Source organism: Acinetobacter sp. Leaf130 (assembly GCF_001423205.1).
GTDB lineage: Bacteria > Pseudomonadota > Gammaproteobacteria > Pseudomonadales > Moraxellaceae > Acinetobacter > Acinetobacter calcoaceticus.
Genome location: NZ_LMOE01000001.1, coordinates 1,993,241 through 2,007,670, shown reverse-complemented (window position 1 = coordinate 2,007,670; position 14,430 = coordinate 1,993,241). Strand labels below are relative to the sequence as shown.

Annotated in this window: 15 protein-coding genes and 1 pseudogene; 12 read left to right on the top strand and 4 right to left on the bottom strand. The window is 35.2% G+C overall.

The annotated features are described in order from the left end of the window. The first annotated feature begins 6 nt into the window (after nt 1-6). From ASF86_RS09075 to ASF86_RS09050, 5 genes are all read left to right on the top strand, one after another. Nucleotides 7-882: a LysR family transcriptional regulator gene (locus ASF86_RS09075; RefSeq protein ID WP_056481275.1), complete on the top strand. Its 876-nt coding sequence runs from the start codon at nt 7-9 to the stop codon at nt 880-882. Nucleotides 883-1,387: 505 nt separating this feature from the next. Then, nucleotides 1,388-1,603, top strand: a complete 216-nt coding sequence (locus ASF86_RS09070) for a cold-shock protein (protein WP_003650532.1) — start codon at nt 1,388-1,390, stop codon at nt 1,601-1,603. 107 nt (nt 1,604-1,710) lie between these two features. Then, nucleotides 1,711-1,938: a hypothetical protein gene (locus ASF86_RS09065; protein ID WP_003650533.1), complete on the top strand. Its 228-nt coding sequence runs from the start codon at nt 1,711-1,713 to the stop codon at nt 1,936-1,938. Between the two features lie 68 nt (nt 1,939-2,006). Further along, complete coding sequence (locus ASF86_RS09060) at nt 2,007-2,213, top strand: hypothetical protein (RefSeq protein ID WP_004643550.1); 207 nt, start codon at nt 2,007-2,009, stop codon at nt 2,211-2,213. 785 nt (nt 2,214-2,998) lie between these two features. Then, nucleotides 2,999-3,553 (top strand): TetR/AcrR family transcriptional regulator, encoded by a 555-nt coding sequence (locus ASF86_RS09050; RefSeq protein ID WP_056481269.1) that lies wholly within the window; start codon nt 2,999-3,001, stop codon nt 3,551-3,553. A 194-nt stretch (nt 3,554-3,747) separates the two neighbouring features. Here the strand turns inward: ASF86_RS09050 and ASF86_RS09045 are convergent, their stop codons facing one another. Beyond that, complete coding sequence (locus ASF86_RS09045) at nt 3,748-4,365, bottom strand: nitroreductase family protein (protein WP_056481266.1); 618 nt, start codon at nt 4,363-4,365, stop codon at nt 3,748-3,750. Between the two features lie 40 nt (nt 4,366-4,405). After that, a complete protein-coding gene (locus tag ASF86_RS09040; RefSeq protein WP_056481263.1) occupies nt 4,406-5,278 on the bottom strand; it encodes an EamA family transporter in 873 nt (290 codons plus the stop codon). Nucleotides 5,279-5,348: 70 nt separating this feature from the next. Here ASF86_RS09040 and ASF86_RS09035 point away from each other — a divergent pair, with 70 nt between their 5' ends. From ASF86_RS09035 to ASF86_RS20255, 3 genes and pseudogenes are all read left to right on the top strand, one after another. Beyond that, nucleotides 5,349-5,879: a MarR family winged helix-turn-helix transcriptional regulator gene (locus ASF86_RS09035; RefSeq protein ID WP_056481260.1), complete on the top strand. Its 531-nt coding sequence runs from the start codon at nt 5,349-5,351 to the stop codon at nt 5,877-5,879. Between the two features lie 737 nt (nt 5,880-6,616). Beyond that, nucleotides 6,617-8,236, top strand: a complete 1,620-nt coding sequence (locus tag ASF86_RS20060) for a phosphodiester glycosidase family protein (protein ID WP_227508785.1) — start codon at nt 6,617-6,619, stop codon at nt 8,234-8,236. A gap of 103 nt (nt 8,237-8,339) precedes the next feature. After that, nucleotides 8,340-8,532, top strand: a pseudogene (locus ASF86_RS20255) (hypothetical protein). Between the two features lie 80 nt (nt 8,533-8,612). Here the strand turns inward: ASF86_RS20255 and ASF86_RS09020 are convergent. Further along, nucleotides 8,613-9,470 carry a LysR family transcriptional regulator gene (locus tag ASF86_RS09020; RefSeq protein WP_056481254.1) on the bottom strand — a complete coding sequence of 286 codons (858 nt, stop codon included), beginning with the start codon at nt 9,468-9,470 and terminating at the stop codon, nt 8,613-8,615. Between the two features lie 330 nt (nt 9,471-9,800). Between ASF86_RS09020 and ASF86_RS09015 the strand changes: the two genes are divergently transcribed. From ASF86_RS09015 to ASF86_RS09000, 4 genes are all read left to right on the top strand, one after another. Next, on the top strand, nt 9,801-10,226 hold the full coding sequence (locus ASF86_RS09015) for a DoxX family protein (protein ID WP_056481251.1): 426 nt from the start codon (nt 9,801-9,803) through the stop codon (nt 10,224-10,226). A gap of 38 nt (nt 10,227-10,264) precedes the next feature. Further along, a complete protein-coding gene (locus ASF86_RS09010; protein WP_056481248.1) occupies nt 10,265-11,179 on the top strand; it encodes a hypothetical protein in 915 nt (304 codons plus the stop codon). A gap of 109 nt (nt 11,180-11,288) precedes the next feature. Continuing rightward, complete coding sequence (locus ASF86_RS09005; RefSeq protein ID WP_056481246.1) at nt 11,289-12,749, top strand: alginate export family protein; 1,461 nt, start codon at nt 11,289-11,291, stop codon at nt 12,747-12,749. Nucleotides 12,750-12,767: 18 nt separating this feature from the next. Further along, nucleotides 12,768-13,382 (top strand): M17 family peptidase N-terminal domain-containing protein, encoded by a 615-nt coding sequence (locus ASF86_RS09000; RefSeq protein ID WP_056481243.1) that lies wholly within the window; start codon nt 12,768-12,770, stop codon nt 13,380-13,382. A gap of 95 nt (nt 13,383-13,477) precedes the next feature. On the opposite strand, the gene ASF86_RS08995 is transcribed toward ASF86_RS09000, so the two are convergent. Continuing rightward, nucleotides 13,478-14,389: an ornithine cyclodeaminase family protein gene (locus ASF86_RS08995; protein WP_056481240.1), complete on the bottom strand. Its 912-nt coding sequence runs from the start codon at nt 14,387-14,389 to the stop codon at nt 13,478-13,480. Nucleotides 14,390-14,430 lie beyond the last annotated feature (41 nt).

Below are 14,430 nucleotides of genomic sequence, written 5' to 3'. Positions count from 1 at the left end.
AACACCATGAACTTGAATGCGCTATCAGATTTCATACTTGTGGCAACACATGAAGGTTTGGGGAGGGCTAGTCGTGTGAGTGGTATTCCAAAAGCCACGTTATCTAGAAGAATTGCCGATCTCGAGGAACAACTAGGAGTCAGATTGATTGAGCGTAGTGCTCGAGGATTGAAGCTTACAGAAGCAGGTCAGCAATTGATGTCCCGCACTGAAATATTGATGCTTGAGGTAGCAGAAGCCATGACTTCTGTTAGTGATGGAATTTCAACACCTCGTGGGCGGTTACGAATAGCAGCACCAGTTTTATTCTCTCAACTCACAATGGGACGCATTGGTGCCGAATTCTGTGCAGCTTATCCAGAGATTGAAATTGAGGTTGTTGCAGAAGATCGCTTGGTAGATATTGTTGAAGAACAATTTGATGTAGCTATTAGAATAAACCCAAGTCCTGATAGTAATTTAGTGGGGCGATGCTTCGCAAAAGATAAGCTCGTTGTTGTAGCAGCTCCAGAAATTACCAAACCTCAATCTGGTGCAATCAGACAAGTTCCCAGTATTGTAACGACAAGCTTCCAGCCCACACATTGGAAACTAGATGAAGGGGAGTTGATTTTGGAACCAATTCCGAAACTACGATTCTCGTCACTACTTATGGTCCGTGAAGCTGCAATTGCTGGTGGTGGCGCTGCACTCATTCCGCAGTCCATAGCATGGAATCAGATTGCCCGTGGCGAATTAGTTCAGTGGGGGACACTGTCAGGAGTGGAGAGATCATTATGGGTTTTGCATACCTCTAGACGACTTGTAGCTCCCAAAGTACGGGCGTTTGTTGATTTTATTTGTGAAAGATATCCAGATATGTTCTTAAGTCTTAATGGATAGAGCAGCTTTGTTACTCCCTGCTTATTACATAAATAAGCGGCCTGCTAGTTCAAGTTTATCTTGGATAACCTATTGCTAATGATTTAAGAAATGGTTGATGTGTAATAGAAGGTTATAGCTATTGATGTATTTCCCAAGCAAAGACAGTAGCAATATTTTTGTATCACCACTTGTATCATTAGTAATTTTTTATTAAATATATTCTTATCAATATCTTATGGATTTTTTGTATTGGGTTCCACCAAGATTTATAAACACTCAGAATCCAGAACTTCAACTTTTTATAAATAAAATAAATATATATATTAGAAAACTTGATTAATTTTATTTTTCGTATACAATGAACATAACTAGAAAAAGTCATGTTTGGTAAATCTTCTCTAAGTACCGCAGTATTAGTCATAATCCTTCGTTTTTTTCAGATTTTCAGCTCCATTCTTTATTATTTCGATGTTACTCATAACCAATAAAATGGTTTAAATTTTTAAAAAAACTAGGATGTATTATGTCTAATTCAAATATCATGAAAGGTACTGTGAAGTGGTTTAACGAAGCTAAAGGTTTCGGTTTTATCCAACCAGAATCAGGACCAGACGTTTTTGCTCATTTTAGCGAAATCGCTAACTCAGGTTTCAGAACTCTTGCTGAAGGTCAACGTGTTGAATTCAGTGTTGCACAAGGCCAAAAAGGCCCAAATGCTGTAAATATTGTTGCTCTATAAATAATTATAAGCAGTCATAAATGAAAAGCACTAATGAGTGCTTTTCACTTTAAATTAATTTTAAAATTATTTTAAGATTATAAGTAAATTTTAATTTAGGATATAAATTGTTAAAAATAAATGATTTAATTGCAAAATCTAAAAATGGTACAGAAATTTTAGTGTCTTTAATTCCTCTAAATAGAATACAAAATACACGTGAAGGTTTTAAAACTGTTGAAGTTGGTAAAAGAGTTCTTCTTTCCTCTGGAATTGAAGTTGATTTAAATTTAGATGGGCGTACCTTTTATGCGTCTATAAATCAACTATTTAAATTAGATTATAGAGTTAGTTAAAACTCAGTTTGCTATTGGATATTTAGGCGGGTCCATTATTTCTGCCATAATTTTATTAGGATATCGTCATGCTTAAACAAAATATCAGTGTCAAAGACCAGTTTGGAATTAAATACGTCATTCAGGCAACAGTAGATAATTATTTCGCTAATACTCAATGTTTTTCTAATTTAAAATACATTACAGTTGAAGGTGAAGATATACGACCGGGTTTTGAAATGTTTTTTCAAAGTACTTTAAGTGGTAAAATTTTTAAAATTGATAAAATAAATTAATCTATCAACGCAGTATATTTATCGTTGCAGGATAGCGTTCTTTTAAAAATAGAAAACCTCATAGCCTTAGGGCACATTTCAAATACTCAATTAAACAATAACTTTAATAATAAAGCGCAGGTGGTGAAAGCCATACTAGCGCATTTCTAGTTTCCTAAACCCCAACTTTATAAACCCCAATTTAACAATAACTTATTCATTATTTAACCTTACTTTTTAATGATCTAATTTAAAGCAAATGTCATTTTGTGTGCTTGACTGTAAAAGTGCTGAGTACTATCCTTTGCCTGCTGGCCACATTGCCAGTCGGCTTTGACAGGCTGAATATTATCTCCCGCATCAGAGCTTTTCCTTCTGAGGAATAGCCTTGTGTGGTGTACCACTCGTTCCCTCCCGTAGCGGTAGGACGGGAGAGGGACACTTTCGGGTGTGCTAGTTTGAGATAATACTAGTCTGTCAACCTTCTTCCGTTCTGCCACCATAATTTTAATGTTTTGGCAGAACTCCCAATAAAAAGGAGTTGGCTTTGCACATCCATTATTTCTTGGCAACCTTTGCCAAAAGCTATAACGACACCACTTAATTCATCTTTAAACAGTTTGAAGACTCATCGGCTTTTCAGGCTTTAAGTCATTACGGCTAAAAACTTATTTCAACAATAAAACTTGAGATGTGCCAAGCACAGTCTTTATGGCTTTGCTATGCCTTTTTTTCTCCCAAAAAAGGGTGGCAGATTTTGTATCTCATTTATATACAACAAAAATTTAATTTATAACGGTAAAAATATGCCACATTCAGATCTTCCATTTCGTGCTTTAAGCGTGCTTCATACCTCTCGATATCTTTTTAATAAATATGGCTTTCATAAAGTCGGGGTGGACCTCATTATTGAATCGTCAAAGACTCCAAAAGCAACTTTTTATAATTACTTCCACTCAAAAGAACGTCTTATTGAAATGAGCTTAACCTTTCAAAAAGATGGGCTGAAACAAGAGGTGATTTCAATTATTTATGTTCAAAAAGACTTAAGCTTGGTTGAAAAGCTTCGCAAAATTTATTACTTACATGCTGATTTAGACGGACTCTACCATTTGCCTTTTAAAGCTATTTTTGAAATTGCGAAAACACATCCCAAGGCGTATCAGGTGGTGATTGACTATCGAAACTGGCTTATTAATGAAATTTATAATTTGCTCTTAACAACCAATGCAAATGCTTCAAAGCAAGATGCACACATGTTCTTGTTTGTGATTGATGGGGCAATGGTTCAGCTTTTAGACCCAAATAAGGCAGGGGAAAGGGAACGGTTGTTGGATTATTTTTTGGAAGGGGCGATTTAACGTTCATAAAACGATTTAATATTTTATCGATCATCTAATGTTTAAAAGTTCAGTGCTAAAACGAATTTAGGCTGAGACGAATTTAGTTCAGTTTAATCTGATAGTCACATAAAAAAATATAACTATCAGATTTAAACGAGAACACACATAAGAAATGAAATCTATGCAGGCTATTCTTTTTTGCTATGGATTTACTAAACAATCGTAAGAACGTTTGCTACAGGCTTACGTATTTTTTGCGGCCAATTATTGATTGTAGGATAACCCACAGCAACAATCATGACAGGCAATTCATTCGCAGTAAGTTCAAAATCTTGAGATATTTGTTTTGCATCAAATCCACCCATTGCACAAGTACCTAAACCCATTTCTTGTGCAGCGAGTATTAGGGTCATTGCTGCTAAAGATGCAGAGCGAACAGCCTCATCACGTTGTAATATAGCGTTATCTTGATAAGCATTAGTCGCTTGTCTTACCCAGCTATCAATAACTTTGGGTCCCATAATATTATTTTCTAGGGATGGCTGAAGTGCGTTATGCAGTTGATGATGTGCATCAAATGTACCGCAGATTATAAAATTTACAGAAGCATCAGTAATTTTATCTTGTCCAAAAGCTGCTGCTTTCAACAATTGTTTTGATTCTTCAGAGCGTACCGCTATAAAACGCCAATTTTGTAAATTATAAGCCGAGGGAGCTTTGGTTGCTAATTCGACTAATAACTTGATGGTATCTTCATCTAAAGAGCGATTTGGCTGAAAGTTATTAATTGATGTTCGAGTTTCAATAGCGTGTTGTATAGAGATATTCATATAAGCCTTAGAAAAGAGAAAATAATTTTAAAGTTAATCATTAATTACGACGTGCACTTGTCCATTGCACTACGAATACACTAATAAGCACAATGATTAATCCTAAAAGGGCAGTTCCTGAAATTGACTGTGATAACAAAGCCCAACCCAGTACGACCGCAGTTAGAGGACTAAGTAGCCCTAGAGATGCAACTGCCACACTTGGCAGACGAGTTATGCCTCTAAACCAAAGTACATAAGCAACTAAAGCACCCGCTAAGCTCAAATAAGCGTAAGAAATATAATGGACAGGTTTTAAAGTAGGCAGAGGTGCGTCTACCATCCAAGCAATAGGGAGAAGAATTAAGCCCCCAATCACAAGCTGCCAGCCAGTAAGAGCGAGTAATGGCATATCTAATTTCCAGCGAGATGTGAGCCACACACCACACGCCATGCATATAGCACCTAATAAGGCAGCTAAGATTCCAATCGGTTCAAAAACGGTGTTAGGCGATAACAGCAAGATTGCCATTCCAAACATACCAATCACAGCTGACCAGAGTGTAGCTCTGAGTGGTGAACGACCATCTATTACCCAAGCTAATACCATTACCAGTAAAGGCTGGATGGCACCAAGTACAGCAGCTAACCCACCTGGCAAACGATAAGCAGCGACAAATAAAAAAGCTTGAAAAAGCCCAATGTTGAGCGCCCCCAATATGATTAAACGCCACCAATCATTTTTGGCAGGCATGCGGCGAGTAAATAACAATAAAAGTAAACCTGCTGGTAATACTCGTATCAATGCTGAGGTGAAAGGGCGGTCTGATGGTAAAAGTTCTGATGTGACAATATAGGTGGAGCCCCAAATAATAGGAGCTAATGCAGTGAGTAAAATATCGAACCCACGTGAAGCTGGAATAGTCGTTGACATATATTTGCCATTTATCTTCAATTCAAGATATTATTATGTTGTCACACCAATTAGCTTGAAGTCAAGATAAATGAAAAATCAGAACGATAGTCTGCAAAAAGATGAAGTTGATAAAATTTTAGAACAATGGGCGAAAGAACGACCGGATCTTGATGCTAGTCCTATGGGGCCTATTGGTCGCATTAAACGATGCGCTACACTGTTAGAACGGCTTTTGGAATCTACGTTCTCAACCTTTGACCTGAGTCTTTGGGAATTCGATATGTTGGCTACGCTTAGACGTTCGGGATCCCCATATAGGCTAAGTCCAACTGAATTGTTTTCAGCATTAATGATTACTTCGGGAACAATGACACATCGTTTAAAGAAACTGGAGCAAAGAAACCTTATTGAACGTATAGATAACGAAGAAGATGCCCGCAGTATGCTTGTACAGCTTACAAGTCATGGATTGGAATTAATCAATAAGGCAGTGGAAGCTCATGTAGAGAATGAACGTCATATACTTTCAGTACTGTCCAGCAATGAAATAGATAATATCAATGCCTCTTTGTCAGTGCTGCTCCAATCTTTAGAAGTATCTACAAAAAAGGGTCGGTAAAAATATTAAGAAAATAAACCTATATGAGATCTTAATTAAAAATCTAAACTTCATAATTAAGATCTCATCATAGAGATGAGTGAGGCCAAAATCACGATGAAGGAGATATTAATATTGCTAAGGTTTATATAGAACTATCAGTGATAATTAGAAAAATGTTGCTTTAACGAGTCTAAGAAAAGCTCAGCCTTTTTTGGAATTTTTGATCCATAAGGGGTGGTTGCATAAAAATGAAGTTTTGATGGAAAGATGTCTTGTGAGCAATTAATAATAACTCCGTCATCTTCATATTTTTTTGCTAAAAAATCAGGTATAAATAAAATACTTTGATTTTTCTTGCATAAATCTAACAGGATTTCGATATTGTTGCAGATCAGTTGAGGGCGTGAATTAATAATTTTGTTTTTTAAATCTAATCTTGAATATTACGATTTCTTAATTATTTAGGGTTTTATTATTTATTAAAAAAATTAGATTTTTATTGTAATTTATTTTATAAGTGGTTGAAAAAAATTATTTTTGTTTTTTTGTGTCGATGGAGAATGCTAATTTTATTCTCATATTATTGAATGTATTTTATTTTTTTACTTAATAGTTGTGAGTATATAATGTAACTAAAATATTTTTACCATCTAATACATTACAAAAAAGTAATATAAATTCTTCTTTATACTGTTTTTTTAAGTTATTGTTCTTTTTCTAATAATATACCTCAGCTAAAAGGTTTTATTCATTTCATGAAAAATATTTTTATTTTAAGTGCATTGCTCGTTTCTAGTAGTTCTATTTATGCTGTTTTACCCCCTTTTACAGCACAAAACTTACTGAAATATGAAGGTAAAAAAGTTGACCATTTATCGCGTTTGAGAGTCAACCTAACCGTTTCTAGTAAGACAGATACTGGTGAAATTAATGTTTCAGATTTAATTCTTTGCTCACCATCTTCATGCTGGAAAGCTGAAGTTAATAAGTATATACCCGTAGCTAATAGCAGTACTACTAGAGGTCAGCTCATAGCGGATGTACTCATTCCTGAAAATGAACAAATTAATCAAATTCTCTTTGAACCGACTACTGGCAAGCAATCAATAGAAGGTGAGCTCAAACTGGCCCAACCAGTAAAAATTGATTCTGAATATCAAGGAACTAATCTTTATATTGTTTTGAATAAAATAGATAGGGGGAATGGGGTAGCAAGATATCAACCTATGGCTGCGACGGCACTACCTTATAATCCTGAAGCTAAATATTATTTAGTTGATCCTAAGTTTAATCAATCAATTAATTTAAATAGTAAAAGCTCAATTACTTTTCCGTCAAGTTTTCTAAATCATCCTCAACTTTACATAATCACTGAGCATAATGTTGGCAAAAAGTTTCCTATGCTTGATATTTATCCTTATATCAAAGGAAATGGACGTTTAAATATTAAAATTGCTGAAAAAGATAAAAAAACGACTACCGCAACTTTAAGTAGTAATACAACAACATCTATAGCTTACTCAGAAATTTCCGAGTCAAGTACTCGTATAATTGAAGGCTCAGATTATCCCAGTAATGCCGCAGAAAAAGTCTCTATGGCTGCGGCTGCTACAACTTGTTCATCTACGATAACTGCAAATTTAGCTTCTTATAGAACTACATTACAATCTACAGGAGTAGCACGAATTTCAGCTTGTGAGAATATTGCACCTAATATTCATATTGCATTCATTAATGCAAAAGATACTCGGATCAAGTATGCCTTGCCAGTATCAGTTGCAAGTACGGCATCTGTTCCCCATCAACTTAATCTAGTGCGTATGACAAATTATGGAGGTATCGCATTAGTTAATGGTTTTATGTGGGATGGGGATGCTGGTGCTTTAAGCGGAGGTAAAGGCACAGCTAAGGGTTTTCTAAATACTGATAATGTAATAAGGGCTAAAAATACCGAGGGCGGAAATAAATTAACTTTTGGAGTAAGTAGCACGAAAGGGTTAGGTTTCTTTGAAACGAGTAGTTCGACTTATAATTTCCAAAGTTATGGTTATAATTTAGTTAGTAGCTCAACATCTGTGGTTAAAAACGGTGTCTGTACAACAAGTACTGAAAATAATAGATGGTCTGCAATTGGAGCTAACTTATCTACTGGTGAAATTGTTATGGTTTCATCTACTTCATCAGGAACAACAACAGCTGCTGATCTCTGTTCTGTATTTAAAGCATTTGGTATCAATTATGCAATTCGTTTAGATGGAGGACCTAGTGCAGCAATGATTATTAGTGGTACACACCTTAATCCTTTAACAGGAGCTTCTTATTTGAAGTACGGGAATATGAGATATATTGCTTACCCTATTCAAATCAAAAACTAAATTTCTTTGTTAGATATATAAAAAGTGTAATTCTATTACGCTTTTTATATCTTAAGTAATGTAGCAGGGAGGCTAATTATTAGCTTTATTAGGAGATAGTTATTTGAAGTTATTTATTATTATATTTATTACAATTTTTCTAGTATTGGACTGATCTGTTTAATTGCTCTGCTTAGAAATCTAAAAAATATTCGCCATCTAGTGAGCATGATAATTCATTTTCTTTAACACATCATTTTTATGATAACAGCCATCATCACAGCGCTAGCCATTCAAATATCTGTTCATCATCATGAGGAGGATATGATGGGGTTGGTTTGTGGCTAATAAGAATGAATAGCTATATGAGATCTAAAAAGCCTTAAATTATAAAACTTCAGTGATAATTAGAAAAATGTTGCTTTAATGAGTCTAAGAAAAGCTCAACCTTTTTTGGAATTTTTGATCCATAAGGGGTGGTTGCATAAAAATGAAGTTTTGATGAAAAGTTGTCTTGTGAGAAATTAATAATAACTCCGTCATCTTCATATTTCTTTGCTAAAAAATCAGATATAAATAAAATACTTTGATTTTTCTTGCATAAATCTAACAGGATTTCGATATTGTTGCAGATCAGTTGAGGGCTTGAATTAATAATTTTGTTTTTTAAATCTGACCCTGAATATAATAATATATTATGTTTTCTTAATTCTTCTATGCTTTTAGGTTTTCCATGCTTATTTAAAAAAGCAGATGTTGCATAGAAATTTCTTTTATAGGTGTCTAGAATAAAAATATTTTCTTCTTTAATGTCTTCTTCAATTTTTAAAACAATATCAAATTTACTTTCATTGATATCTATGGTTTTTTCTGAAAATAAGAGGTCAATTTCTATATTCGGATATTGAATTAGAAAATTAGAAATAATATCTGAAAAGCAAGTTTGAATAAAAGCATGAGGAGCGTTGATTTTTAATATACCCTCAGGGTACTTTTGATCATATATAAAGTCATTAGCGGCTAAATCTAATTCTTTAACAATGACTTTACAACGTTGATAGAACTTCTCTCCTGAGCGAGTGAGGTCCATCTTTCTAGTGTTGCGAATAAACAATGATGTACTAAATAGACTTTCTAAATAAAAAATTCTTTTAGAAACCTGATCTCTGCTGATTCCTAAATTTCTAGAGGCATTACTAAAATTTCCACTTTCGACAACGCTGATAAAAGTATTAATACAGTCTAGTTTATCCATTAAATTTTGAAAGGCTAAGTTGGCGTGTCGCTAAACTATATTATGATCTTATGGTTATCAATCATTGTATCTTTTAAGGATACAGTTTGTATTTAAATAAATATCTAGTAGTTTACATATATTTTTGATTTTATATAGCCTAGTGGTTAGTTTTGTTTTTGGTGGTAAGCGATATAAATAATATTTTATATATTTAAATTAAAATTAACTATTCTTGAGAATATTAATATGCACTTTAAAGAGTTAATTTTATATTTTTTAATTGATATTTTAAGTGTTTCATAAATTCATTGGGATATTAGAAAATTGAAATATCAATGAGGTAAATAGATGAGTGACTTGATTAATAATAATCCAGTCTGGGTAAAAAAGATTTTATCAATTTATGGCTTACTTCCACTGTTACGAGTTGCCTTAGTTTCAGCCTACTTAGTCGGTGGAATTAATAAATTCATAGGGTTTCATCTGGCAATTGAGGAGCAAGCGAGTTTTGGTTTGCAACCTGCTTGGCTCTGGGCTGCTACAGCGATTGTTATTGAAATTGTTGGTTCACTCTTGGTTATTTTTAATCGTTTTGTCTGGTTAGGGGCTGGGGCTTTAGGATGGCTAACTGCAATAGCGATGCTTGTTGCAAACGATTTTTGGAATCATACAGGTCCAGCATTCTTTAGTACGTTTAATAGTTTTTTTGAACACCTTGGTCTCATCGCTGCATTGGTTATGGTCACCATTCTTTCTAATCAAAAAACGAAGTAACAATAAGTTATATCACCCAAAATAAACAGGAGTCTTTTATGCGTAAATCATTATCAGCCTTGCTTTTAAGCACAATGCTAGTGGGCACAAATGTTGCCATTGTCCCTCAAGTTTTAGCCAAAACAACAACGAGTGTAAAAAGTGAAGCGCCCGGTGTAGCCCCTCAATACGATACAACGCATGTTTATGTGAACCCCGAAGACTTTGATAAATTTACCGATAGCTTAGTGGCGACATTTGGGGGAACCAAATCTAAACAGGGTGTTTTTCAGGTGACGCCAACACCAAGCCAGACCATGTCTCAGCTTGTCTTGACTCCAGTTGGAACACTGTCTGTATTTGGTTTTAAAACTCCGGTTCCATATCCTTTTGGTTTGGAGCGAACAGGCTATTTAGTCAAAGATATGGATGCAGCCGTACAGTCAGCTAAAGCAAACGGTGCAGATGTGATTGTGGATGCATTTCCAGACCCAATCGGGCGTGATGCGGTCATTCAATGGCCGGGTGGTGTGAATATGCAGCTTTATTGGCACACGACTAAACCTAACTATAACAAGTTAGAAACTGTTCCAGAAAATCGTATTTATATTTCAAAACAAAGTGCTGATTCTTTTGTTAAAAAGTTCGTCAATTTCTCGCACGGTAAAGTGGTTTCAGATAATCCAAAGGCTGCTGGTGTAGAAATTGGACGACCAAATGAAACGTATAGACGTATTCGTGTTGAATCTGATTTTGGCAAAATGACAGTGTTGGTCACCGATGGTCATCTTCCTTATCCATATGGACATGATATGACGGGCTATGAAGTCAAAAATTTATCTGAGACTTTAGATAAAGCGACAAAAGCTGGTGTGAAAGTTCTGGTCAATGCCTATAAATCAGAAGGTCGTGAGGCAGCGATGGTGCAGTTCCCAGGTGGTTATATTGCCGAAATTCATGCGCCAATAAAGTGATTTATTGCCTTAAATGTTGATAGAAAACAACGTTCATATTGTCCAAGGGCAATGTGAGCGTAAAAGACTAAGTCTCGGCAATGACCTATTTATTACCATGGATAACAAGATGGCCCCGCATATTTCTAATCATAGAAACTATCGAATTAAGTGCTCAGAAACTTACCTTAAAATAATTAAAATGAGTTTATTGCTAACGGGTAGTTTATTTCTTTATGAATTTGCTCATGCAGAAAATGAAGTTTCAAATACAAATGTATGTCCAACTCGTCCAAAAATCTCAAACAATCGTTGGCAAGAAAATTGGGATGTTTTAAAAAATCCGTGTGTACCAAAGAAAATAGGAGACGACTTCAAATATATACCTTTTGGCAATAATAATTATTTGTCATTGGGTGCAAATATTCGTGAGCGTTTTGAAGTCAATAATAATGCGAGATTTGGCAGCGGAAATAATCAAGCCGATCGTTATTTAATTCAAAGATTACAAGTTCATGCAGATGCACGTATTGGCGATCATTTACAATTATTTACTCAGCTCAGTGATGCACGAGCGTTTGATAAAAAGAATATTGCAAGTACAGATCAGAATAGACTCGATGTAGAGCAAGCCTTCATTGCGTGGGTGAGTCCTTTAAATAATGGAACTTTTAAATTTAGAGTAGGGCGTCAAGAGATGGCTTTTGACTTACAACGCTTTATTTCAAATCGAGAAGGTCCAAACGTTAGGCAAGCCTTTGATGGAATTTGGTCAGGTTATGAATATGGCGATTGGAGAGTTTTAGGTTATCTCACCAGACCCGTTCAAATTGAAAAAGATTCAACTTTTAATGACCATTCGAAAAGAAATTTAAGTTTTAGCGGTTTTCGCGTAGATAAACAAAATGTGTGGGGCGGTGAGTTATCGGGTTACTACTCGCGTTATGAACGAGATAATGCATCTTTTACAAGTGTTAAGGGTAATGAAATTCGAGACTTATATGATTTTCGTCATATGGGTAAACAGAACAATATCGATTGGGATGTTGAGGGTATGCTTCAACATGGAAGGATTGGAGCGCAATCTATTCAAGCATGGGGACTCAGTAGCATTACAGGATACACTTTTACTGAGCAAGCTTGGTCACCGCGTTTAGGCGTCCAGTTTGATATTGCCACAGGTGATAAAAACGCCAACGATAATGAGCTCAATACCTTTAACCAGCTGTTTGCAAACGGTTCATACTTTACTTTGGCGGGTTATAGTGGCTATAGCAATATTATTCATATCAAACCGTCTCTGACACTTAAGCCTTCAGATAAACTCACTCTATTAAGTGCATTAGGTTTTCAATGGCGTGAAACGACCAATGATGCGGTTTATTTCCAAGGTAATAACAGCATGACAAACACAGCAGGCCAAGGCTCAAGTTGGACAGGCGCATATATTCAACTAAGAGCAGATCAAAAAATAAATTCTAATTTGTCTGTTGCTGCCGAAGGTGTTCACTTTGAAGTTGGAGATACGATTAAGAGAGCAGGAGGCAAAGACTCAAATTATCTAGGTCTTGAACTTAAATATGGCTGGTAAAACTAAAAGAGTAAAAATATGAGCACAGATTTAAAGCAAACTAAAATTGGACATTATCAAAATCTAAACATTGAACTCGTGACTTGGGATTGCACCACGGCTGAAGTTGATCTTTCTTGTGCTTGTATCTTTGAACATGAAATGAATAACCGTCCTTTTTCGGGCGGTTTGGCACATTTAGATGATGCTCTAAATGGAAGACTAAATGAAATACGGAAAAATAACTGGTTCAGCGCGAATTTGAATGATGCTCTTTTAATAAATCAAACTCCTTCAACCATACAAGCTTCTAAAGTTTTATTGATAGGAATGGGTGCGCCAGAAGATTTTACGTTAGAGAAAATAGGGGCTGCGATAAAAACTGCTGTAAAAACAGCCCATCAATTGGAACTCAAAAGTGTAGCATTTGCGCCTAGTATTTTAGATACAAGTCTTAATCCTCCCGCTGGTTTAAATGAACTCATGCTAAGAAGCTTAAAAGAAGAATTAGACCGACATAATCAGCTTTATTTGCAAAATTTAGTCAAAAAGTCTGAAATTGAAAGGTGGATATTTGATTCGGGTTTTCAAAATTATGACGTTAAGGTTGAACAGTATAGAACGTCTTTTTCCAAAATTTTTACTGAAGATTAATTTTTGTTTTTAAAATGAATTCGGTAAAGAGGTATAAAAGAAACACGTTTTAACTTAACTGCATCAACCTGAATGATGCAGTTAAATGATAAATTTTAAGAAATTTCTAAAATTTTTTGGGCGATATATAAATCTTGTATAGATAACCCTGAACTATCATAAATTGTGATTTGTTCCTGAGATTGCCTTCCTTGGGTGTTTGCTAAAAGTACATCACCGATATTGATTAAAGTTCCAGACTCAGATGCATGTTGGAATTCACCAATGACTTTAGACTGAGTATTAAGATCACAAAATAAACCACTCTGTGAAAATAATTCTGGTGGAAGTTCTTGTTTGCCTTTTTTATCAGAACCCATAGATGAAATATGAGTGCCAGATTTGACCCATTCTGCTTTAAAAAGAGGAGTCTTCGAAGAAGTCGCTGTCACAATAATATCCGCTTGCTCACAGGCTTCTTTTGCATTGGTAATGTTAAGCTTAATCCCTAATGGTTTTAAGTCTTCTGTCATTGTTTCAGCTTTATTTTGGTCGCGTCCTACAATCAAAACCTGATCGAAATTTCTAATTCTCGCTAATGCCTCACATTCATATTTGGCCTGATTTCCTGTACCAAATATGGCTAATACTTTTGAATCTTTTCTTGCCAGTACATGGGTAGCAACAGCATTAGAAGCCGCTGTACGGAAGGCATTCACCTTGCCTGCTTCGATGGCTGCCGCCATTTTTCCATTGGCTTGATTAAATAATAAAATGAGTGCGTTATGGCGTGGTAATCCATTTTTAGGATTATCTTCCCAAAAAGAACCGACTTTAAGACCAGCTAAGTGCTGATTAGCAGATGATTTAATACTAAATGTATTTTTTGTATCGGATGCTTGACCATGAACCACAGGAAAACTTTTAGTATCCAATCGAGTTGCAGCAATTAAAGCTTGGTAAATGGCATCGTAAGCGAGTTCATGATTGATGAGAGCAGAAGATTCAGACTCAGAAATAAATCTCATAGCCATCTCCAAAAGTTGATGTTTAAATTAAGACGTGAACA